A 20876-nucleotide genomic window follows, 5' to 3' on the forward strand; every position below is an offset into this window, starting at 1 on the left:
GCAACGGATGCCAGACAGGACTCCTTTTCCAGTTCGGACTCGACTGAGAAATTCCCGTTCGGCACGGAGACGCCCTTCCTGGACCCGGGCCGATCCCTCGCCAAACCTGCACGCTCCCCCGTCCCAAGGGGAGCGTGCTTTGCCGTTGAAGGAGACCTGCGTCGGTCGCATGGATCGCAATGTCGGTTTCCCTCGGCGTGAGGCCTCCAAACAGGGTAAACAGGCGGCAATCCCAACAGGAAGCGGTCCCATGTTCCTCAGCGTTTTCGACATCTTCAAGATCGGTATCGGCCCGTCCTCGTCCCATACAATGGGCCCAATGACGGCGGCGGCGCAGTTCCTCGAAATGCTGCGCAGCGGGCTGCGGGAACCCGGCGCGGGCGATGTGGCGCGGGTCATGTGCTCTCTGCACGGATCCTTGGCGTTTACCGGCAAGGGCCACGCAACCGACCGGGCCGTGATCCTGGGGCTTCTGGGGTTTCTTCCGGCCACGATCGACCCGGACAAGGCGGAGGCGGCGGAGCTTGAACTGGCCGAGAGTCACACCCTGACACCAGAGGGCCTGCCGCCCTTGTCCTTCGACCCCGTCAAGGACGTGGTGTTCGATTTCGGGCCACCGCTGCCGGGCCATGCCAACGGGATGATTCTGCGTGGCTTCGATGCGGCCGGGAACCTCTATATGGAGGAGACCTATTACTCCATCGGCGGCGGTTTCGTGATGACGGCGGCCGAACTTGATCGCCACAAGCAGGGCGGGGCCGAGGAGCTCCATGCGGAGAAGGCCGCGCAGGGGTATCCCTATCCGTTCGGATCGGCGGAGGAGATGCTGCGCATGGGGCAGATCTCGGGCAAATCCATTGCCGAGATGAAATGGGAGAACGAGGCCACCCATGGCGGCCGCGCCGAGGTCAGACAGCGGCTGGACAACATCTGGTCAGCCATGGATGCCTGTATAGACCGGGGCCTGTCACAGAGCGGGGTTCTTCCCGGGGGCCTCAAGGTGCGTCGCCGGGCGAAGGCGATCCACGAACAGCTGCTCTCCGAGCGTGGCACGAACCTGGCGCAGCCGCACACCGTCAATGACTGGCTCAGCGTCTATGCCATGGCTGTCAACGAGGAGAACGCCGCTGGCGGCAAGGTCGTGACGTCGCCCACGAACGGAGCTGCCGGGGTCGTCCCGGCTGTCCTGCGCTACTACCGCGATCATTGCATCGGCGCCACCGAAGAGGGTCGGCGCACCTTCCTGATGACCGCTGCCGCGATAGGCGGCTTGATCAAGCATAATGCCTCGATCTCGGGCGCGGAAGTCGGCTGCCAGGGTGAGGTCGGTTCCGCTGCCGCGATGGCCGCCGCCGGGCTTTGCGCCGCTTTGGGAGGCACGAACGAGCAGATCGAGAACGCCGCCGAGATCGCGCTCGAACACCATCTGGGCATGACCTGCGACCCGGTCGCCGGCCTGGTACAGGTGCCCTGCATCGAACGCAACGGCCTGGGGGCGATCAAAGCTGTCTCCGCCGCTTCGCTGGCTTTGCGCGGCGACGGGCAGCATTTTATGCCCCTGGACAACTGTATCGAGGCTATGCGCCAGACTGGGATCGACATGAGCGAGAACTACAAGGAAACCAGCCGTGGCGGCCTTGCCGTGAATATTCCGGAATGCTGAGAACATCTGATTACTCCGCTGCTGTGGCGTTGGATTCGGATCTTCGCCGTTCTTCACCGTCCGCATAGGCCAGCATCATTTCGCGTGCATTTTGGTCGGTGATCTTGTGCCGCGTAAGACGCGGCCGCGTTGCTAGTCGGCGCAGACGCGCCAAGTTGCCTCGCTTGATGGCAGATTCAACGTCGAGTGGAAGTTGGCCCGACGCGGACTTGGCCTTTAGCCATTGCCCAAGATAGGTGTGATCGTCGCTTGGCTGGTGGCACCAGACCCGTTCGAAGGTCATCATGATGAATTCCTTGACGGAGCTGTAAAGATGTCGCCCGTCTTCCTTGAACGGGTACTGAAATACATTGGCGACGATCTCGTATGACGGCCAATAAAACAGGTGCCCGTCGTCTTTGAATTCACGAACAACTTCGTCAATCGCGACACGAAGAACCGCTTTGGATACACTGTTTGCGGACATGCAGCTTTCGGGGCGAAATGTTGCGATCAGCGGGATTGGCGACAAGGTCAGTAGAACCTTGGCGTCTGGCCGATGTTTGCGGATAAGCTTGTAAATAGCCCGAAGATTGTCACGGTTTTCCTCGACCGTTGCGACGCGGAACTTATGCCGTTGCGGATCATATTTTGACTTCGGAAGCGTGCGCCAGAAGACGCCACCGGTTGGCTCGTCATACCAGATTTCCGACAAGCCGAGGGTCAGGATGAAGAAATCGGTTTCCTGAAAAATCCGTGCTGTTTCTTGCCGGACATCCTCGTCATAGCCGTACTCCTCGGCCTTGTAGCCATGCCAAAGCGGGGCTTCGAACTTCTTCCCTTCCAGGGCCCACTCGAACTGCTGTCGGATGACGAATGTGTTCACCATCCCTTCGCTGCAGCTGACAATGTAGGCTTTGCTGTTCTCGGCTTTCGTCAGCACCTTGTAATTTCGGTTTGCCAGCCAGGTCGAAATCGACTCGGCAAAGCAAGAGCCAAAGGCCGTTACGCGTGTTGTTTCGTCTATGAATGGGCTGTCTGGTGCCCAACCCTGAACTAGATGATCCACCACCGTGGAGGCCGGCATCATCTGCTGAGCATTCGCAGAGCGGTTGGCGTTTCGACCGCGGAACCAGGCCCTGATGCCTTGTCCGACATTCGTCGGCGCGTCCCCGTCAATTCTGTTCAGAGCGGGGGGCGGGCTATCTACTGAAATGGAGTCTGTCATGTCCTATCCCGTGCGACGGTTCAGTCGCTCAGGCCCTATGTTGGAACAGAGGAGACGGCTGCGCTTATTCCGCAGCCGTGGCTTCCGCAGCCTGAATGCGCTCTTCTTCTTCGATATATCGAAGCAGCATTTCCTTTGCCGCCTCGTCCGTGACCTTGAAGTCGCTGATCCGGTTTCGGTTGAGCATATGCCTAAGCTTGGGCAGATTGCGGGCACCGAGCGCGCCGTCGAGCCGTTCGTTCAATTGCCCGGCGGCTGACTTGGCGCGGAGCCATTGGCGCAGGTATTCATGGTCCGTTGGCGCGCGTTCGCACCAGACACGTTCAAAGGTCATCATGATGAAATCCTGAACGGATTTGTACAGGTGACGGCGGTCTTCCTTGAACGGATAATTGAAGATGTCGGCCACGATTTCGTAGGACGGCCAGTAGAACAGGTAGCCCTCGTCCTTGAACTCCCGCATCACCTCGTCGATGGCGACGCGCAGAACGGCCTTCGACACGCTATTGGCGCTGATGCAGCTTTCATCGCGGAAGGTGGCGATCAGCGGAATGGGTGACAGCGTCAGGATGATCTTGGCATCCGGGCGATGCTTGCGGATCAGGCGGTAGATTTCCCGCAGGTTGTCGGCATTTTCCTGGGCGGTCGACACGCGGAACTTGTGGCGTTCGGGGTCGTATTTGTCCTTCGGCAGGGTGCGCCAGAAGACGCCTCCGGTCGGCTCGTCATACCAAACCTCGGATAGGCCAAGGGTCAGGATAAAGACGTCGGTTTCATTGAAGAGGCGCAGCGTTTCAGCGCGCACGTCTTCGTCATAGCCGAACTCTTCCGACTTGTAGCCATGCCACAGCGGGGCATCGAAGCTCTTGGCCTCGAACGCCCATTCGAATTGCTGGCGGATGACGAAGGTGTTGACCATGCCCTCGCCGCAGCTGACCACGTAGGCGTTGCTTTCCTTGTTCCGCGTCAGCACGTTGTAATGACGAGAGGCCAGCCAGTCAGAGATATAGGCGGCAAAGCAGCTGCCGAAGGCAGTGACTTTCGTGTCTTCGTTGATGCAGGGGGCGGGGGGTTCCCAGCCTTTCAGCACATAGTCCAGAACGGCCGTTTCCGGCATCATCTGCATGGCCTTGGGCGGGCGGCTGCCCTTTGATCCCCGGAACCATGTCTGGTGAACACGTCCCTCTTTCGTGGATTCGTTGCCTGCCACACGATCTGCCGCCTTGGTCACCGCGGCCGGGTCCAATAGTTTGGTCATCTGATACCTTCTGCTCGATCCGGGCTTTTGCGCCCGGTTTTCCTGAATCGTAGCAGAGATGGCGAAAAAATGAATCCCCTTTTATTCGAAAGGGCTCATCGTGGTGTCAGACGGGATCGCGCATCGTCTCACCGGGGTCGAAACCGGCATCCATGGTGATGATCTGATCGCAATCCTCGCCAGCGACGCGCGCGGCGATGATCTGGGCCGCCGCGCGGCCGATCTCCAGCCGTCGCGTATCCATCGTGGCAAGCCGCATCGGCAGACCGTCGAGGATCTCCACCGCGTTGAACCCGGCAAGCCCCAGATCCTGGGGAATGCGGATGCCCTTTTCAAGACAGTAGAGCAGCCCTCCTGCGCCGATCATGTCATTGGAATAATAAAGGAAATCCAGATCAGAATGGCGCGTCAGCATCTCTTGGGTCATCTCGCGGCCTTTGCCAAGGCCCGAGCCACCGGAATAGAACATGCGATCGACCAGATCGACTCCGGCCTCGTTCAGGACGCCCTCGAACCCCTCCAGCCGTTTGCTGGCGCGGAAATCCAGCGGCATCTTGGTGCCCATGAAGCCGATCCGGCGATAGCCGCGTGCCAGGATTTCCCGGGCCATGCGGGCCCCTGCCGCACGGTGGCTGATCCCTACCATGGCATCAATCGGGTTGCCATCGGCATCCATGATCTCGACCACGGGGATTCCGGAATTGGCCAGCATCGCGACGGAGGCCTCGGAATGCTCGATCCCCGCGACGATCATGCCGGATGGCCGCCAGGACAGCATCTCGTAGATGACTTCCTCTTCCCGTTCGGGCTTGTAATGGGTCGCGCCAAAGACAGGTTGCAACGGCGTGTCATCCAGCACGTCCGAGATGCCCGCCAGCACCTGCGGAAAGACCATGTTGGACAGCGAGGGGATGACCACGCCCACGAGATTGACGCGCGACGAGGCCAGCGCGCCCGCGATCTTGTTGGGCACGTAGCCAAGGGACCGGGCGGCTTCCAGAACGCGTGCCCGCGTCGTCTGCGACACGTCCCCCCGATTGCGCAACACACGGCTGACCGTCATTTCCGATACGCGCGCGGCTTCGGCCACATCGCGCAGGGTCAGTTGGGGGCGGCCTGGGTCTTGGCTTCTTGGGGGCAAGGCTGGGGGCTCCGGCTGGTTGCGATAACACGACTGTTACGCACTTCCGGGCGGCTTGTCCAAACCAGAACGCCGCAGACGGTTTTTTCCCCGCCAAACGCTTGCCAGCGGGGAAGGAATTGGCCAGAACGGGCACAGGCTGGCCCCGTGGCTCAACTGGATAGAGCAGCCCCCTCCTAAGGGGCAGGTTGCAGGTTCGAATCCTGCCGGGGTCACCAGCCATACTGAAAATGCTGAAGAAAACGGCAACACACCCAAGGTGTGTAAAAAGGTGTGTAAACTCAACTGTTTCAGATAGCTGTTCGGCTTCAAGCACACCCTCTGTCGGCTCGCCTGCGTTGTCGTGATCTAATGATCTTTTCTCTGACTGAATCCGCTTCACCGCGACCCCGATTGCCCACGTAGTCGTACGGGGGCCATGTGTCTCCGGTTTCGACCCTCGTCCCGTTCAGCAGTTGGATGATATGAGGCTGCCCCTTAGAGGTGCGCCTGGAAAAACTCATAAGCTCGTTGTTCAGGCCACGGCGGCATCTGTACCAATTCCAGTTGTGCAACGTCTGGTCGATGAGCCCGTCGAGAGTCCCGCTACGCCGTTTAGTGTCTTTGATTTCGAGGTCCGCATACAGCTTTGAAAGCAGGAACGTCTCCCCCGGCGGGGTGTTTTCAAGATAAGACGCGAGCAACTCCTCCAGTATCTGGACCACCTCACCGTCTAGGGGAAGGTTATTGTCGATCAAGCTCATTCGACGCTTTGCTCTTCGTCGGCTTGATCATGAACGACCAGCCTATTGAGCGTCGATTTCGACGCGGCCTTCCCGGCAAGCTTTCGGCGGTTTGCAGCTTCCGTATAGACCTGCGTCACTTTTGGCGACGAGTGTCCGAGCAACGCCATGATTTCATATGGACTCGCGTCGTTCTCAGCCATGTTGATGCCCACTGCCTTACGCATTCCATGGCAACCCACTGATGACCGAACACCTGCTGCATCTCTCCACTCGGCCATCTTGTTGCCGAAGCCTTCCGCTGTGAACGGGTGACCATAGGCGGTAACCAAGAAGGTGTCTGGACCCGTAGGAGTAGCAGCGATGGCCGCCATCAGCGCCGGTGAAATGGGGACAGTTACCGGGATAGCGGTCTTGTTCTCGCTTTTCTGTGGAGTAAACCGGATATACGTCTGATCTTCGATCTTTTCGATGTTCGCGGGGCCTAGCTTCACGAGGTCTGACCTTCTTGGGGCGACCTCGATGAGCAGCATCATTGCGAGATGCGCCATGGACCCGAATTTGTGCCTTTGGAAGAACTGCTTGATGTCTTCTGGCTCCCACGGTTCGAACCCTGGGGTTACCACCTTGCGCTTCTCGATCTCCGAGGCTGGATTTGGCTTCAGCCCCCAATGTTTCTCGGCATATCGGAAGAGATGCTTGATGGCTCGCAGCGCATTGTTCCATGCGTTATCCGTTGAACTCCATTCGTCGAGAACTCTTTCCAGTTGGTAAGGCTGGATCGAGTGCAGTGATGCCGGGCCGAAATCCTGGATGAACCTTTCAGAAAACCGGGCGTAGTGGGACACGGTAACAGGAGACAACGATTTTCGTTCGACCTCCTTGTCGATAAAATGGCGGTAGTGACGACCGAGTTCCAAAACGGTCTGCGGTGCCATTCCGGCACGCTGACGTTCGATTGAGGATTTTTCGAGGTCGAGTTGATGATCGCCACCATTCGCCAGCCATTGGTACTGACGCTCAAACTCGGTTTCACCCGGCTGACCCTTGATTGTGATGCGCCTTCCATCTGGCCGACGATGGAATAGGTAGCGGACTTTTCCGTGGCGAGTTTTCTCTTCAATGAGGTATTCGCGGATACGAGCCATCTCAGTATCCCCCGCGCTTCGTCATTGTGGACTTGGCCATCAGATCATCAATGGACGGTCCATTGACCTCTTTCTCACTGGCCCTTTGGAAGTACTCATCGACCGACTGTCGGGACCATCTTTTCAACCGTGGTGTCGGGGCGAAGGTAGGGGGCGGAAGCTGACCGTTCTTCACCATCGTGCTGACGGTCGATACCGACACATCGAGATAGTCGGCCAATGTGGACAGGCTCATCATGCCCGGCCATTCGCGAATGACCGGCACCCGGGATTTCTCCGGAACGGGCACCATCTGAGTGAAGCCCGATTCAGAATGTAGTTGCTGTAGGAATTCGGATGGATCGGTTGTGATCACGGCGCACCTCCATTGAGGTCCCGACCGTGGTTCAACCCGTCTTCGAGAACGATTACTGAAATTAGCTGGCTTGTTGCCTGGGTGGGTAGATAGGAATCCCGCAGTTCCGGTTCAAGTAAAAAAAATTGAACTGCTCGGAATTTTGGTTAATCGACCCAATACTGGACCCGAGCGTATGATGACCTTCTGTAACTGATCCCTCCGAATTTTCGAAAGTCTAAAGATCAGCATGGCGATCACATCATTCCGTCGCTGGCCGATCTGCACGGTCTCCATACATCTAGCATAACACCCAGGGCAGATAGTAATATGGCTCGATTGTGCGAGCTAGTTCGCAACCAAATCCGTCCACCCACGGCTGACAAGATGATCGAAAGCGAGACCAATCTGACGAGGTGTGAATCGTTTCTTGCGCTCGTTCCAACGGTGTGTTTGCTCGATCACGTCCTCTCTTGACGTTACACCCTCGTGACGAACCAGCCAATGTACGGTCGCAAGCAACTCAAGGCCGTATGGCGACTCGAACCCCTGGACCAGTTCACTGACCCTCTCGAACCGTTCCTGAGCCTCGTTGTCGGCGGCAATGAAGCGTGTGGCGTCCTCGATAGCTCCGGGTACCAGTTCGATCTGTTTGTTGGGGGTGTCCCCTCCGTCGGCATAACCAGATACCAGATGACCTTCGATGTCGTTCAGAACGTGGCGTAGGTTGTCTGCGTAGGGGCCATAGATGTGCTTGCGATAGCTGAGACGAAGCGGTTGCCCGGCCTCCTGCATGAAGTACATCAGCTTCTGCAATTCGATCAGCGTGATAAACGGATCAAGGAGACCGGACAGATACCGGTCCATCAGGGTTACCAGGGTAGCCCTTCCCGTTGACATGGGAGGGGCCTCTTTCGTTCTGGCCATCACTGTGGCGTCCGGTGCCTGGCCCGGCTCGTACACCACAATATCGATATCAAGATCACCGAGCCTTTTTTCGATCCGGCTGCGCACGTCCTGCCAGTTGAGCCCACCAAGACCGGCACCCAAGGGGGGTATGGCGATGGACCGAATGCCCCTGGCCAGGATGTCACTGCGCAGTGCGTCAAGGCCCGTCTCGATATCTTCGATTCGGCTCTTACCCCGCCAGTGGCGCTTGGTCGGGAAATTGACGATGAACTTGGGACCGGAAAGCGCATGGCGTTCGGTGATGAACATCCGACCGGGAACCACTTCACCATGATCACAGGCGGCCCGGTATTCCTCATAGTTCACGGGGAACGCTTTCTTGAACTGGAGGGCGATGCCACGGCCCATAACACCGACACAGTTCACCGTGTTGACCAAGGCATCCACATCGGCACGGAGTACGTCGCCGGTAGTGTATCGAATCATGCTGCGCCTCCCTCGCTCATCAATAATACCAATTTCGAAGTACCTTGATCTGCGGCTTGTGCGGCAGGCCGGATACCAACCGCGTCACATGCTCGCCCTGCACCTGGGAGAACACCCCGATACCCAGGATCAGGTGCCACGGAAACCTGTCCTCCACCAGGAACTCAGCCTGCTTGCCTTCTTTGATGTCCCGGCTGATACCGTTCCCACTCCACTGGGTTGCCGTCACGGCCTCCCAGTTGACCTCTGACAGGCTGGCCAGATCGGAGCGATCCTCGAAGTAACCTGAACCGGCGTTTGATAGGGTAAAGGCCCAACGCAAGTTCTCGCCATGGGCCCAATTCACCGCCTTCGGTACATCAGCGACGAGGTGTACGATCTGCTGTTGGCCGCCACGATAGGTCACCCCTTCATGGTTTCCCTTATGGAGTAGGTAGAGCATCACGGAGCGGGGGCAAAAATAGAACGGGACACATGCGCCCACGGCAAGATCGGGATACGAGGTCAGTCGTGACACCAGCCGACGGTCCTTGATGCCCTGCATGCCTACCGTCGTCCCCGGAGAGCCACGGCGGCGGGTCTCGGCATCCGACCACAAATAACCGTCGGCAATGATCGAAGGTAGGCGATCAAGGTGAACGATATGATAGATACGAACATTTCCAGGTACGGTGCTCATGCATCACCATCTGGTTCGACGCCGTGCTCCAGGGCCTTCATGCGCTCGAACTCTTCTACCGAACACACCACGGCCACAGGACGGCCATGCTTCTCGATGACGACCGGGGCCAAACGGGCTTCATCAATCATCAGGCCGAAGCGGTTCTTGGCGTCCTTGGCAGAAAAGTTCTTCATTCGTTCACTTTGAGCTACTTTGTCCATTTTGTCCAGAGTCGAGTTCGGCCAAGATCGAAACACTGGCGGTCAGGCGAGGGTTCGCTCCCATCGCAGTCGAAGCGATGCGATTATCAAAATCGGTCGTTCTTGCGTCGCGAACCCTGGTGTTTCTGCAACACAAGAAACATTGGAGTCTGACGTTCTTAAAACTCATTATCGAAATATTGTTCAGATATGATTACGATTAGATGAGTTTTGAGAATCGAAGGTGAGTTTATGCGAGTAGGATATGCACGGATTTCTACGAATGGTCAGAACCTGGATGGTCAGATCGACCGACTGCGGGAAGCTGGCTGTGAGCGCATATTCGAGGAGGTAGCATCAGGGTCCAGGTCTGATCGACCAGTGCTGAAAGAGGCGCTCAGCTTTTGCCGCGCCGGTGACACCTTCGTGTGCCTCAGTTTGAGCCGGGTAGCACGGTCTGTTCAACATCTGATACAGATCGTCGCCGATTTCGAAGAGCGCGACATCGGCTTCATGTCATTGACCGAGACTATCGATACCACCACACCGTCTGGCCGGATGCTGTACACCGTTATGTCAGCATGTGTACAGCTTGAACGTGATATCCTGATCGAGCGTACCAAGATCGGATTGGCAGCAGCCAAGCGGCGTGGCCGGTTAGGTGGTCGTCCCAAAAAGATGTCTGATGTACAAATCGCGTCCGCCAAAGAAATGTTCACCAAAGATGTCCCTGCCGCAGAAATCGCAGCGGCTTTCGGGATATCGGTTGCAACTTTGTATCGAACGATCCCATCCAGCAGCCGCTGATACATCGGGGGAAGCGGATTCCGGTCGGAACCGGAGATCGGATAGTGAAATCTGTGGTCTCGATACCTGGAGGATAAACGGACACAATCCAGGTGCCAGATTGCCTGATATCACCATAAATGATTGGGCCAGGTTGCCCTCCCAGTCCAGATCGCTGCAATTCGGAAACGGAGAAAGGCCGACATGGGCGTAGAACGGCCCTGTGCTATGCTGTTTCATCCGACACAAACCCAATTAAGCCAAGATATCGTCGGAGGGCTCAGAGAGCTTCCGATAGGTTTGGTGGTCCGCGACATCCTTTGCTAGAAACACCGACATTCTGACGGGGATTTCTCCACCCATGTTGGCCCGCGCCGAGGGGATCAGGACTTAATGCCCTCGTCTGATCGTGTGAGGGCTGGAGCGCCACCTGCGAGAGCAAAGCGACTCGCCGTCTGGACAGGCGACGGCGGCGTGTTTCTGTCTGTATAGTCGTGATAATATGATTCAGTCGCCGCCGTGGACGGCTATAACTATCAAGGGCAGAATTCCATTCTGTTCGATTGCTCTTGCGGTATTGAGCCAATCTTACCGGGGTGAAGAAATGCCCTTGACCAGTTCTGACTCCTCTTCGGTCAAGCTCGTCACAGATTTCCGTATATGATGGTTTTCTACCCCGGTTCACCCTAACGAGATCGGTGATAACCGTGAAAACTTCGGAACGTCGTTTCGTCGTATTTTGTTCTTTCGCGGCGGTCGCCGTCTTTGAACGCATGGCGATGGTCGGTGAGCCCATGTACCCGCCACGTTCCCGGTACCGGTTCATTCCAGCTTGACGCATAGCAGCATCGGTTTCGGTCTTGGCCTGTATACTATGGTGCTTGCCGGTAGCAATGATATCATTGACGGACATGCCGCTGGCAGCCTCGAATACTCGGTGACCTAATCCCTGCCGCTGAATGAGTTCAAAGATATCTGCCCGCCTGGCGATCCTATCTGCATCAGATACCAACAGAATGGACTCTGGGCGTCTCTTCAACATCTTCAGGCATTTTCCCAAACCAGATGCCATCCTTTTCTCTGGTGATGCCCTACCAGACATTGGTTCCTCTTCGGATAGTATTGTCGAGTTGACGATACTGAAGTTTGGGTATGCTGATTTTATCACTTCTAGTTGGTTCTTGTATTCGGATTTTACCTGTTGGTCAGTACTCACTCGCCGGTACAAAACCACGGTTGATATCGAAACTGCGGTTTCCACCTCTTTTGAAATCATTGACCTTTCACATGTAAAATCCTGTGTATAGCCACAGTGCTTTTCTGATGCCCCTGTCGGACCTGACGCCATTCACGAGCGAAGCAACCGGGTAATGTCGATTGATGTGGTTGCTATTTCAAGGGCAACGGCAGAAATTCAGCCGCTGGTATTTAGGACCTGGCGATAACCACTGGACTCTTTGAGTATGACCATGGTCGAGCGGCCGTGATAACGAAGGGGCTCCTGATCGGACCATTCTTTATAAATACAATGAGGAGAATGGAACGATGGATCGGCAAAACATCACGATAAAAAATGTATCGTCTGAGATCGTAGAGCTATTGCGGGAGATCAGGACTTTGGAACGGCGGCATCTGGCCGTCATCATTGAAGACTGCGTTCAGCAGTACTGGGACATGACCTACTGTGGCGATGACTGATCAGTACCGGTGGTCTACTGAGCGCCATTTTTCTCGCTGCCCATAATAAGGAAACTAAAATAGTGGCAATGTATGCATTCAACTACACTGATCTTGAACCAGGTTCACCACGAGTCCCGCCGCACCCGTTGATTGCGTGCGCGATCTACACAAGTGGGATGGATCAACTGACCGACGAGGTTCGCGACGCCCTGGCCGATCTCGGCCCCTTTGAGAACGTGTCTATGAGCCGTTGGTACGTGAGCATCTGGGACACGTCGAAAGGGGACCTGGAGGTTGCAAAGGCCGCCTTCGTCTGGACGGGTAAAGCCGTGGTGATGAGCAACCTCTATGTGGAAGCATCCTATCAATCGTTGTCACTGGACAAATACCTCATCGAGATGGGTTCTGGCCTATTTGGTGGACGGTCTGTTGAGGTGCTTCCTGTCCGGGACCAAGGCCATGGCAACGAAAGCGGCGAACCCACCTGACAGAAGCAGTTCTCCTGGTGCATTTTTCTCATTTTGTGGGTCGCGAAGTTGCTGCTCTGAACTGATCTTGATGCTGCTATTGTTGTTGCCTTTCTCTCGGGGCCCAGTGGCATGACACGATTGCGTCACGCTGACTGTCCATCACTGCAACCCCGAAGCCCATTCAATACAGGCGTTGAGGCGAGCAATGTCGCTTCGCTGAACATCTCCACGGAGGATCGCCCCTCCATGGTTCTGACCTCTTCTGATTTCCCGTTGGAAGATCGAAAAACTCTCTTCATCCCAATTGATCGGTACGGGAAACGACCGGCTGGCGATTTCTTGAACCCGTTGAAATGTTCCCGGTTGATACTGAAGATAGCCTCTCTCAATGGCAACTTCAGCACCGGGAAAAATGCCGACGCAGTATCCGTAGAATATCGCGTCGCTTTCGCTGAGCGATGGATAGCAGCCAGTGAGGGTGGCTATCATCGCAGCGCACAACGGGAATGTTTTGGAACTACCCATCGGATACCTTCAATTTGGCGTTCGGACATGGATGTGTGCAGTAGAGGCCAAGCACGTCGTTCGGTGTGACGAGCCCGCCCGTGGATTCATGTATCCGTTGAAGTAGGGCCTTTCGTGGCATCACGATACCGTCGCCGATCCTGCTGACCGTCGCCGCCGTTGTTCCGATCTGCATCGCAAACGCACTTTTTGAGATGCCTCGGTCTGAAAGAAAATCATTGAGCTTTGTCATCCTTACATTCTTACGTTTATCGTAAGTGATTCGCTACCAGAAAGTTCAACTCCGAGCTTTCGTCGCTTTACGAGTAATGTAAGAGTGGAAGGAGATATCCGTGAGAAATGCATGCCAAACATCTACAACACGCTCAGACGGGCCAGGGAACAGGCAGGTCTATCGCTTGAGAAGGCGGCGGAGTGCATTGGTATCAGCGGGGCCAGCTTCTCCCGGATGGAAAACGGCCTCAGCAAAGTCACTACCGAACGATTGGAGATGCTCGCTGAACTCTATCAGGTCTCTGCCTCGGCCCTCGTCGAGGGTAGCATCGTGACCAAACCCTCCTCAGTCGATATCAAACGGTTGAAAGCCGTCGTGGAAGCGGTGCAAGGGGTCGTGAACCGACAAAATGCTCGCCCGTCACCCGAAAAAATGGGCGCTGCGGTGTCGGAACTCTACCGCCTGGAAATCAACCATATTGTCAACGATCCGAAGGCTGAGTTCGAACCAGAACGTCATCTCGGTATAATCGAGGCCATGTTTAAGCGATAGAAAGCCTTTGGAGAGGTGCAGTCAGGATGACCAACCTATTTTTTGAAAAACCAATATTGAATTCGCCCTATTACTACCCGGGGCGACACTGGGAACTGGATGACAAGGGACAGCCTAACAATCGGATCGTCGAAAACCGTCGGCGGTCAGAACTGGTCACACCGGTTCCGAAACCAAGACGGCAACGCCAGGCTCGTGAACAAGCCGAGTTGCAACTCGATGCGACCGACGGTTTGTCCACCGAAGATCAGGAATACAATCCGACACCGATTATAAACGAAATCAGGAACCACGTCGATGCATGGCGTCGTCTGCCCAATCCTGATCACTGGCAGGTCACGCCTGAAACGGCCCGGCTGCTTCGGCATTGGCGTAATCATCCCTTCCAGGGTATCCGCCCCTTCTTCTGCCAGGTCGAGGCGGTAGAAACCGCCATCTGGCTAACCGAAGTCGCCCCCAAAATGGGGGCGCAGGGCAAGAAGTTCATCGAGCACCTCAAGGGAGCGAATGAACAAGCAAACCCAGATTTGTTCCGGATGGCCCTGAAGCTTTGCACTGGGGCAGGCAAGACCACCGTCATGGCCATGCTGATCGCATGGCAGACGGTCAATGCCGTTCGTCACGAAAACTCCAAGAACTACACCCGAGGTTTCCTGATAGTTGCCCCAGGCATCACTATTCGGGACCGGCTTCGTGTGCTCCTGCCCAACGATCCGGACAGCTACTACAAGTCCAGAGAAATCGTTCCGCAGGACATGCTCGGTGACATTGAGAAGGCCAAGATCGTCATCACGAATTACCATGCATTCAAACTCCGGGAGCGGATCGAGGCGGCGAAGAACACGAGGCGACTTATCGAAGGTCGTGGTCCGAAGCTTCGATCCCAGGAAACTGAAGGGGAAATGATCCGCCGGGTGATGCCCGATCTGATGGGTATGAAGAACATCGTGGTGCTGAACGACGAGGCTCACCATTGCTATCGGGAACGCCCCGATCCGGATCGGGATGATTTGAAGGGTGAGGAAAAGGTCGAGGCTGACAAGAACAACGAGGCTGCTCGGCTCTGGATTACCGGGTTGGAAACCGTGAAGCGGAAGCTCGGGGTCCGTACGGTCTATGATCTCTCCGCCACTCCATTCTTCCTGAGTGGTTCCGGGTATCGGGAAGGAACCTTGTTCCCTTGGACAGTTTCAGATTTCTCCCTGATGGACGGGATTGAGTGCGGAATCGTCAAGCTGCCGAGGGTGCCGGTGGCCGACAATATCCCCGGCGAGGACATGCCGAAATTCCGGAACCTATGGGAACACATTGGCAAGAAACTCCCCAAGAAGGGTAGAGGGAAGTCGGCCAAGGGTCTTGATCCGCTCAGCATGCCAACAGAGCTACAGACCGCCCTGGAGGCGCTCTACGGCCACTATGAGCAGACCTACCAGCTATGGCAGGAAGTGGGGATCGAGGAACCGCCGGTCTTCATTGTCGTGTGCAACAACACGGCAACCTCCAAGCTAGTTTACGATTTCGTTTCCGGGTTCATTCGGGAGCACGATGATGGGTCCTCGGTGCTGGAGAACGGGCGTCTCAAGCTTTTCAGGAACTACGATGATTATGGCAATCGGAAACCCCGCCCACGGACCCTACTGATCGACTCAGAGCAACTGGAATCCGGGGATGCACTGGACAAAGATTTCCGGGAGATGGCGTCGGATGAGATCGAACGCTTCCGGGGTGAAATCATCGAACGTACCGGTGACATTCACGCCGCAGATAACATCTCCGACCAGGACCTACTGCGGGAGGTCATGAACACCGTCGGCAGGAAAGGACGACTAGGTGAATCCATCCGATGTGTTGTATCAGTTTCGATGTTGACTGAAGGGTGGGATGCCAACACGGTCACGCACATCCTCGGGGTCCGGGCCTTTGGTACCCAGCTACTATGTGAGCAAGTTGTCGGTCGCGGGCTCCGTCGGCAATCCTACGAATTGAATGCCGAGGGTCGCTTCAACACCGAATACGCCGATATCCTGGGCATTCCCTTCGACTTCACGGCAAAACCTGTTCCAGTCAAGCCGAACCCACCAAAGCCAACGATCCGTGTGCATGCCGTCCGCCCTGACCGCGATGACCTGGAGATCACCTTTCCCCGGGTGGAAGGGTATCGTGTGGAACTCCCGGACGAGCGCCTGACTGCGGCGTTCACGCCCGATTCCACCCTAGAACTGACACCGGCCCTCGTTGGCCCTTCGATCACGCATAACCAGGGGATCATCGGAGAAGGCGTGGACCTGACCCTCGATCATCTGGAGGACATGCGGAACTCGACCGTGCTGTTTAACCTGGCCAAGCACCTGATGTACCATCAGTACAGGGACCCAGGAGAAGAACCCAAACTTCACCTCTTCGGGCAACTGAAACGCATATGTCGCCAGTGGATCGATGGCGGATACCTGCGGTGTAGCGGGGGGACCTATCCCGCCCAGCTAATGTACCGTGAACTGGCCGACATGGCCTGCGAGAAGATCAAGGCGGCGATCTCGGCAACGCTGGTGGGGGATCAACCGATCAAGGCAATCCTCGATGCCTACAACCCCACTGGATCGACCGCATTCGTCAACTTTACCACCTCCCGGGAAACCCGCTGGGCGACTGACCCCAGGAAGAGCCATATCAACTGGGTAATCTGTGACAGTGATTGGGAGGCTGAATTCGCCCGGGTGGCCGAGTCCCACCCCCGCGTTATCTCCTACGTCAAGAACCAGAACCTGGGCTTCGAAGTTCCTTACGTTATGGGGGGAGCCAAGAAGCGGTACATCCCGGATTTTATTGTCCAGATCGACGATGGACGGGAAGACCCTCTGAACCTGATCGTTGAGGTTAAAGGATATCGGGGCGAAGACGCAAAGGTGAAGGCCGAAACCATGCGAACCTACTGGGTGCCCGGGGTGAACAACCTGAAGAAATTCGGGCGTTGGGCCTTCACCGAGTTCACAGCGGTCTACGAGATGGATCGCGAATTCAGTGAATTGGTCGCCTCCATAACCACGGAGAGCGCCGATGCCTGAGATCAGCGAACTCCTCCCCGCAGATGCTCGTGACGCCTGGCCGCACGAAGCCTTGGACTTCACACCCTGGCTTGCCGAGAACCTGGATCGCCTGGGCAAGATACTTGGTATATCCATGGACCTCGAAGGTACCGAGGTGGCAGTCGAGTCCTTTTCGGCGGACATCCTGGCCATCAACAACTTGGATGAATCGAGGGTACTGATCGAGAACCAGTTGGCGGTCACCGACCATTCGCATCTCGGTCAGATCATGACCTACCTTGCAGGGCTTGATGTGCGAACAGTTATCTGGATCGCCACGGATTTCCGGGCTCCGCATGTTTCGGCAATAAACTGGCTGAACGAACATACTGCTGACGGCTTTTCGTTCTTTGGGGTGAAACTCGGCGTCGTCCGGATAGGTGACAGCCCGCTTGCCCCTATCTTCGAGGTCGTTGCACGACCGAACGATTGGGAGCGGAAGATCAAGGCCGCAGCTTCCGCCAAATCCGGACCCCGGTCAGATATTGCTCAGATGAAACGGGATTTCTGGGACGCATTCCTGGCACAGCATCCGGACTCACGCGACATCGGCGTTACTGAATCCTCGGCCAACAATATCTGGCTCATCGTCCCATCCAAGTTGAAGGTGATGATCTCAATCTGGGCCGGAAAATCCGACGGTGTTGGTCTCTTCATCCGGGGTCTCAGAGGGGCTCCATCGGAAGAGACGCTAGAAATGCTGGAGCCATACGCCGATCTGCTCGAACAACAACTGCTGACGCCGATGGAACCCAACATGAAGTGGGGTCATTTCTTCGGCCAGTTTTCTGAGTTCGACATGGGCGACAAGGCGAACTGGCCCGCCGCCATCGACTGGTTGAACGAGAAAGCTCGACAGTATTTTGACGCACTGACTTCCTTGAAAGACGAAGAATAATGGCCCGCAAACCTAAAGCCCCGACCCAGGTAAAAACCCACCGCCACCAGGACAAACGCACCAACATCCCTCCGGCGGAGATGGAGCCGTTGATGGCGGAGGAAGACAAGTCGCCGATCCGGGTGGCCTACGAACGCCGCAACCGCGATCTCGACCCGCAGCTTGTCTGGCGGGGCAAGGATGAGCAGGACTGGTCCGACCTCGTGGTGCAGGCCCCGCCGCTCTATATCCAGGAGAAGGTCCACCCCAAGGTTCTGATCGACGATCTGCTGCGGGAGACAGCGGAGCGGAAGGAAGAGGAAGCGCCGGAGACGCCGGACCTGTTCGGGGACTTCAACGGCCTGCCGGATGCCGAGGCGGCGGCGGAGTTCTATCAGCACCAAGCCAACTGGACCAATCGGATGATCCTGGGCGATAGCCTACAGGTCATGGCGTCACTGGCGGAGCGGGAGGGGCTGCGAGGCAAGGTGCAATGCATCTACCTCGACCCGCCATATGGCATCAAATTCAACTCCAATTTCCAATGGTCCACGACCAGCCGGGATGTGAAAGACGGGAACGCCGCCCATGTGACCCGGGAACCGGAGATGGTGAAAGCGTTCCGAGACACCTGGCGTGACGGCATCCATTCGTACATGACGTACTTGCGTGATCGATTGACTGTGGCACGGGACCTTCTGCATGAGAGCGGTAGCGTATTCATGCAGATCGGTGACGAGAATGTTCACCGAGTTCGTGCTATAATGGACGAGGTATTCGGTGACGAGAACTTCGTCGCTTTTATCACCGTGGCAAAAACGACTGGAGCGGGAAGTCCAGCAATTGGAACTAAAGTCCTCGCATCGGTAAACGATTACATTGTTTGGTACGCGAAGAAGAAAGATGCGATAAAATATCGTCAAATCTACACGTCTCGTGTATTTGGCGGAGAAGGATCAACGCAATACAATCTTCTTGAGTCAGAAGATAGTTTGCTGGTTCGCCCTATGTCGAGGGAAGAGAAGGTCGACTCGGAAAACATTCCCCCTGATCTGAGGATCATGGCTCACGACAATTTCACGTCTCAAACAGGCGTTGAGTCAACCCAGATGCCCATTGATTGGCATGGGGGCACGTATCGTCCTGGCAAAGGTGGTTGGAAAACAAACGCCTTAGGTGCCAGTAGGTTGGCCAAGGCAACCAGACTTCTTCCTAGAGGGAACACACTTCGGTATAGGCGCAAATTTTTTGATTTCGCCAACATCCCAATAAATAATACTTGGACAGATTTTCGAACCAGTGGCTTCGCAGATACCAAGACCTATGTCGTCCAGACTAACCCGGGCATAGTGGCTCGTTGCCTGCTTATGGCATCTGATCCTGGCGATCTTGTTCTTGATCCGACTTGCGGCTCAGGAACAACAGCATTTGTCGCCGAACAATGGGGTCGCCGCTGGATTACAATCGATACATCGCGGGTAGCCTTGGCTCTTGCCCGGGCTCGTATCATGGGTGCCCGTTACTCCTACTACGTTCTTCGTGACACTGAGGCCGGGGTAAGGCAGGAAGCGGAGCTTCGGCGCACTCCACCACCCGAGGATCGATTGGCAGAAGTGCAGCGCCAAGGTCACAAGCCGGACGTTCGCCAAGGCTTTGCCTACGAGCGTGTGCCCCACATCACGCTAAAGTCCATTGCGAACAACTCAGAAATCGACGTGATTTGGGATGAGTTCCAGGAGAAGCTAGAGCTACTCCGCGCGCAATTGAACGCCGCTCTGGGCCAGTCTTGGGAGGAATGGGAAATCCCCAGGGAGGTGGGTGAGGATTGGTCGAGCGACGCCTGTCAGGCCCATGCCGATTGGTGGGAACAGCGGATCGCTCGTCAGAAGGAGATTGACGCCTCCATCGCCGCCAAGGCCGATTACGAATACCTCTACGACAAGCCCTATACCGACAACGGCAAGATCAGGGTGGCCGGGCCCTTCACGGTCGAAAGCCTCTCGCCCCACCGGACGCTGGCCGTCGATCACGATGACGAGTTGGTCGATACGCTCGACGCCGCCAAGGGCGACCGCGACGCCCCGGGCGAAGAGATCGACTTTGCCACCATGGTGATGGAGAACCTCAAGACCTCGGGCGTCCAGCAGATGGAAAAGGGTGACCGCATAACCTTCTCATCCCTCACCCCATGGCCGGGCCGGTTCATCGCCGCCGAGGGGCGGTATCAGGAGGGTGAGGACGGCCCAGAACGGCGGGCGGGTATCTTCATCGGCCCCGAATTCGGTACCGTTCAACGGGCCGATCTAACGGCGGCGGCACGGGAATGTGCCGAGGCTGGGTTCGATATTCTGGTGGCCTGTGCCTTCTCCTTCTCGGCCCAGTGTACCGACCTGAACAAGCTGGGAGCGTTGCAAATCCTACGGGCACGTATGAACCCCGACCTGCACATGGCCGATGACCTGAAGAATACCGGGACAGGGAACCTGTTCGTGGTCTTTGGGGAGCCTGATATCGAGATCATCCCGGAGGGTGATCAGATCAAGGTGCAAATCCATGGGGTGGACGTGTTTAAGCCCCAGACCGGCGAGATCGAGTCAAGCGGCCCAGACGGCATCGCCTGCTGGTTCATCGACACGGATTACAACGAGGAATCGTTCTTCGTCCGCCATGCGTATTTCCTGGGGGCCAGTGACCCGTACAAGGCGCTGAAGACCACCCTGAAGGCCGATATCGACGAGGAAGCCTGGGAGAGCCTGAATTCGGACGTATCGAGGCCGTTCGCAAAGCCCAAAACAGGCCGGATCGCGGTGAAGGTAATCAACCACCTCGGGGACGAGGTCATGAAGGTGTTTGGGGTGTGAGATGGCCAGCGAGTCCTTAGATCGAATCCGACAAGGCATTGACCAAGGACTTGATCAAGACTGGTGCATGCAGCGGAACTGTACTACCTGCGGCTCGCC

18 protein-coding genes and 1 tRNA gene are annotated in these 20876 nt (G+C 56.4%); 8 read left to right on the forward strand and 11 right to left on the reverse strand.

Annotated features, from left to right (window positions below; all coding sequences use genetic code 11):
• Nucleotides 1–250 precede the first annotated feature (250 nt).
• Nucleotides 251–1663 carry an L-serine ammonia-lyase gene (locus tag EP237_RS20100; protein WP_127562615.1) on the forward strand — a complete coding sequence of 471 codons (1413 nt, stop codon included), beginning with the start codon at nucleotides 251–253 and terminating at the stop codon, nucleotides 1661–1663.
• 10 nt (nucleotides 1664–1673) lie between these two features.
• Here the strand turns inward: EP237_RS20100 and EP237_RS20105 are convergent, their stop codons facing one another.
• The 3 genes from EP237_RS20105 to EP237_RS20115 all read right to left on the reverse strand — a co-directional run bounded on the left by EP237_RS20105 (nucleotide 1674) and on the right by EP237_RS20115 (nucleotide 5269).
• The gene (locus tag EP237_RS20105) at nucleotides 1674–2870 is read right to left on the reverse strand and encodes a GSCFA domain-containing protein (protein WP_127562616.1); all 1197 of its coding nucleotides are present in this window, start codon (nucleotides 2868–2870) and stop codon (nucleotides 1674–1676) included.
• A gap of 64 nt (nucleotides 2871–2934) precedes the next feature.
• Nucleotides 2935–4128, reverse strand: coding sequence for a GSCFA domain-containing protein (locus tag EP237_RS20110; protein WP_127562617.1), 1194 nt, complete (start codon nucleotides 4126–4128; stop codon nucleotides 2935–2937).
• A gap of 106 nt (nucleotides 4129–4234) precedes the next feature.
• Nucleotides 4235–5269 carry a LacI family DNA-binding transcriptional regulator gene (locus tag EP237_RS20115; protein ID WP_240661716.1) on the reverse strand — a complete coding sequence of 345 codons (1035 nt, stop codon included), beginning with the start codon at nucleotides 5267–5269 and terminating at the stop codon, nucleotides 4235–4237.
• Nucleotides 5270–5410: 141 nt separating this feature from the next.
• On the opposite strand from EP237_RS20115, the gene EP237_RS20120 reads away from it, so the two are divergent.
• Nucleotides 5411–5487, forward strand: a tRNA-Arg gene (locus EP237_RS20120).
• Nucleotides 5488–5577: 90 nt separating this feature from the next.
• On the opposite strand, the gene EP237_RS20125 is transcribed toward EP237_RS20120, so the two are convergent.
• The 6 genes from EP237_RS20125 to EP237_RS20150 all read right to left on the reverse strand — a co-directional run bounded on the left by EP237_RS20125 (nucleotide 5578) and on the right by EP237_RS20150 (nucleotide 9723).
• On the reverse strand, nucleotides 5578–6012 hold the full coding sequence (locus EP237_RS20125) for a hypothetical protein (RefSeq protein ID WP_127562618.1): 435 nt from the start codon (nucleotides 6010–6012) through the stop codon (nucleotides 5578–5580).
• The gene (locus tag EP237_RS20130; protein ID WP_127562619.1) at nucleotides 6009–7139 is read right to left on the reverse strand and encodes a tyrosine-type recombinase/integrase; all 1131 of its coding nucleotides are present in this window, start codon (nucleotides 7137–7139) and stop codon (nucleotides 6009–6011) included. The genes EP237_RS20125 and EP237_RS20130 overlap by 4 nt, the downstream gene beginning before the upstream one ends.
• A gap of 1 nt (nucleotide 7140) precedes the next feature.
• Entirely contained in the window at nucleotides 7141–7494 is a 354-nt protein-coding gene (locus EP237_RS20135; protein WP_127562620.1) for a helix-turn-helix transcriptional regulator, read from the reverse strand.
• Nucleotides 7495–7821: 327 nt separating this feature from the next.
• The gene (darG, locus tag EP237_RS20140) at nucleotides 7822–8868 is read right to left on the reverse strand and encodes a type II toxin-antitoxin system antitoxin DNA ADP-ribosyl glycohydrolase DarG (RefSeq protein ID WP_127562621.1); all 1047 of its coding nucleotides are present in this window, start codon (nucleotides 8866–8868) and stop codon (nucleotides 7822–7824) included.
• Nucleotides 8869–8887: 19 nt separating this feature from the next.
• Nucleotides 8888–9547 (reverse strand): type II toxin-antitoxin system toxin DNA ADP-ribosyl transferase DarT, encoded by a 660-nt coding sequence (gene darT / locus EP237_RS20145; RefSeq protein WP_127562622.1) that lies wholly within the window; start codon nucleotides 9545–9547, stop codon nucleotides 8888–8890.
• Nucleotides 9544–9723 (reverse strand): type II toxin-antitoxin system Phd/YefM family antitoxin, encoded by a 180-nt coding sequence (locus tag EP237_RS20150; protein ID WP_127562623.1) that lies wholly within the window; start codon nucleotides 9721–9723, stop codon nucleotides 9544–9546. Before EP237_RS20150 ends, darT begins: the two co-directional genes overlap by 4 nt.
• A 258-nt stretch (nucleotides 9724–9981) precedes the next feature.
• Between EP237_RS20150 and EP237_RS20155 the strand changes: the two genes are divergently transcribed.
• Nucleotides 9982–10536, forward strand: coding sequence for a recombinase family protein (locus EP237_RS20155; protein WP_127562624.1), 555 nt, complete (start codon nucleotides 9982–9984; stop codon nucleotides 10534–10536).
• A gap of 259 nt (nucleotides 10537–10795) precedes the next feature.
• Here the strand turns inward: EP237_RS20155 and EP237_RS20160 are convergent, their stop codons facing one another.
• Nucleotides 10796–11791, reverse strand: coding sequence for a recombinase family protein (locus EP237_RS20160; protein WP_164744781.1), 996 nt, complete (start codon nucleotides 11789–11791; stop codon nucleotides 10796–10798).
• Between the two features lie 580 nt (nucleotides 11792–12371).
• Between EP237_RS20160 and EP237_RS20165 the strand changes: the two genes are divergently transcribed.
• On the forward strand, nucleotides 12372–12683 hold the full coding sequence (locus EP237_RS20165) for a hypothetical protein (protein ID WP_127562626.1): 312 nt from the start codon (nucleotides 12372–12374) through the stop codon (nucleotides 12681–12683).
• 141 nt (nucleotides 12684–12824) lie between these two features.
• Here the strand turns inward: EP237_RS20165 and EP237_RS20170 are convergent, their stop codons facing one another.
• Nucleotides 12825–13190: a hypothetical protein gene (locus EP237_RS20170; protein ID WP_127562627.1), complete on the reverse strand. Its 366-nt coding sequence runs from the start codon at nucleotides 13188–13190 to the stop codon at nucleotides 12825–12827.
• 343 nt (nucleotides 13191–13533) lie between these two features.
• Between EP237_RS20170 and EP237_RS20175 the strand changes: the two genes are divergently transcribed.
• Genes EP237_RS20175 through EP237_RS20190 form a run of 4 tightly spaced genes read left to right on the forward strand, consistent with a single transcriptional unit; the run spans nucleotide 13534 to nucleotide 20777 of the window.
• Nucleotides 13534–13956, forward strand: a complete 423-nt coding sequence (locus EP237_RS20175; RefSeq protein ID WP_127562628.1) for a helix-turn-helix domain-containing protein — start codon at nucleotides 13534–13536, stop codon at nucleotides 13954–13956.
• A 26-nt stretch (nucleotides 13957–13982) separates the two neighbouring features.
• Nucleotides 13983–17018 (forward strand): BPTD_3080 family restriction endonuclease, encoded by a 3036-nt coding sequence (locus EP237_RS20180; RefSeq protein WP_127562629.1) that lies wholly within the window; start codon nucleotides 13983–13985, stop codon nucleotides 17016–17018.
• A complete protein-coding gene (locus EP237_RS20185; protein ID WP_127562630.1) occupies nucleotides 17011–17937 on the forward strand; it encodes a hypothetical protein in 927 nt (308 codons plus the stop codon). Before EP237_RS20180 ends, EP237_RS20185 begins: the two co-directional genes overlap by 8 nt.
• A complete protein-coding gene (locus tag EP237_RS20190) occupies nucleotides 17937–20777 on the forward strand; it encodes a site-specific DNA-methyltransferase (protein WP_127562631.1) in 2841 nt (946 codons plus the stop codon). The genes EP237_RS20185 and EP237_RS20190 overlap by 1 nt, the downstream gene beginning before the upstream one ends.
• Nucleotides 20778–20876 lie beyond the last annotated feature (99 nt).

Origin of the sequence: Nioella ostreopsis (genome assembly GCF_004000255.1) — a bacterium.
Taxonomy (GTDB): domain Bacteria; phylum Pseudomonadota; class Alphaproteobacteria; order Rhodobacterales; family Rhodobacteraceae; genus Nioella; species Nioella ostreopsis.

What these genes read in the sequence shown, in the direction of transcription:
- EP237_RS20150 (WP_127562623.1), bottom strand. Translation starts at nt 9,723, where the DNA reads ATGAAGAACTTTTCTGCCAAGGACGCCAAGAACCGCTTCGGCCTGATG.
- EP237_RS20180 (WP_127562629.1), top strand. Translation starts at nt 13,983, where the DNA reads ATGACCAACCTATTTTTTGAAAAACCAATATTGAATTCGCCCTATTAC.
- EP237_RS20160 (WP_164744781.1), bottom strand. Translation starts at nt 11,791, where the DNA reads ATGATTTCAAAAGAGGTGGAAACCGCAGTTTCGATATCAACCGTGGTT.
- EP237_RS20125 (WP_127562618.1), bottom strand. Translation starts at nt 6,012, where the DNA reads ATGAGCTTGATCGACAATAACCTTCCCCTAGACGGTGAGGTGGTCCAG.
- EP237_RS20165 (WP_127562626.1), top strand. Translation starts at nt 12,372, where the DNA reads ATGGATCAACTGACCGACGAGGTTCGCGACGCCCTGGCCGATCTCGGC.
- EP237_RS20155 (WP_127562624.1), top strand. Translation starts at nt 9,982, where the DNA reads ATGCGAGTAGGATATGCACGGATTTCTACGAATGGTCAGAACCTGGAT.
- EP237_RS20105 (WP_127562616.1), bottom strand. Translation starts at nt 2,870, where the DNA reads ATGACAGACTCCATTTCAGTAGATAGCCCGCCCCCCGCTCTGAACAGA.
- EP237_RS20170 (WP_127562627.1), bottom strand. Translation starts at nt 13,190, where the DNA reads ATGGGTAGTTCCAAAACATTCCCGTTGTGCGCTGCGATGATAGCCACC.
- darT (WP_127562622.1), bottom strand. Translation starts at nt 9,547, where the DNA reads ATGAGCACCGTACCTGGAAATGTTCGTATCTATCATATCGTTCACCTT.
- EP237_RS20110 (WP_127562617.1), bottom strand. Translation starts at nt 4,128, where the DNA reads ATGACCAAACTATTGGACCCGGCCGCGGTGACCAAGGCGGCAGATCGT.
- EP237_RS20175 (WP_127562628.1), top strand. Translation starts at nt 13,534, where the DNA reads ATGCCAAACATCTACAACACGCTCAGACGGGCCAGGGAACAGGCAGGT.
- EP237_RS20185 (WP_127562630.1), top strand. Translation starts at nt 17,011, where the DNA reads ATGCCTGAGATCAGCGAACTCCTCCCCGCAGATGCTCGTGACGCCTGG.
- EP237_RS20100 (WP_127562615.1), top strand. Translation starts at nt 251, where the DNA reads ATGTTCCTCAGCGTTTTCGACATCTTCAAGATCGGTATCGGCCCGTCC.
- EP237_RS20130 (WP_127562619.1), bottom strand. Translation starts at nt 7,139, where the DNA reads ATGGCTCGTATCCGCGAATACCTCATTGAAGAGAAAACTCGCCACGGA.
- darG (WP_127562621.1), bottom strand. Translation starts at nt 8,868, where the DNA reads ATGATTCGATACACTACCGGCGACGTACTCCGTGCCGATGTGGATGCC.
- EP237_RS20190 (WP_127562631.1), top strand. Translation starts at nt 17,937, where the DNA reads ATGGCCCGCAAACCTAAAGCCCCGACCCAGGTAAAAACCCACCGCCAC.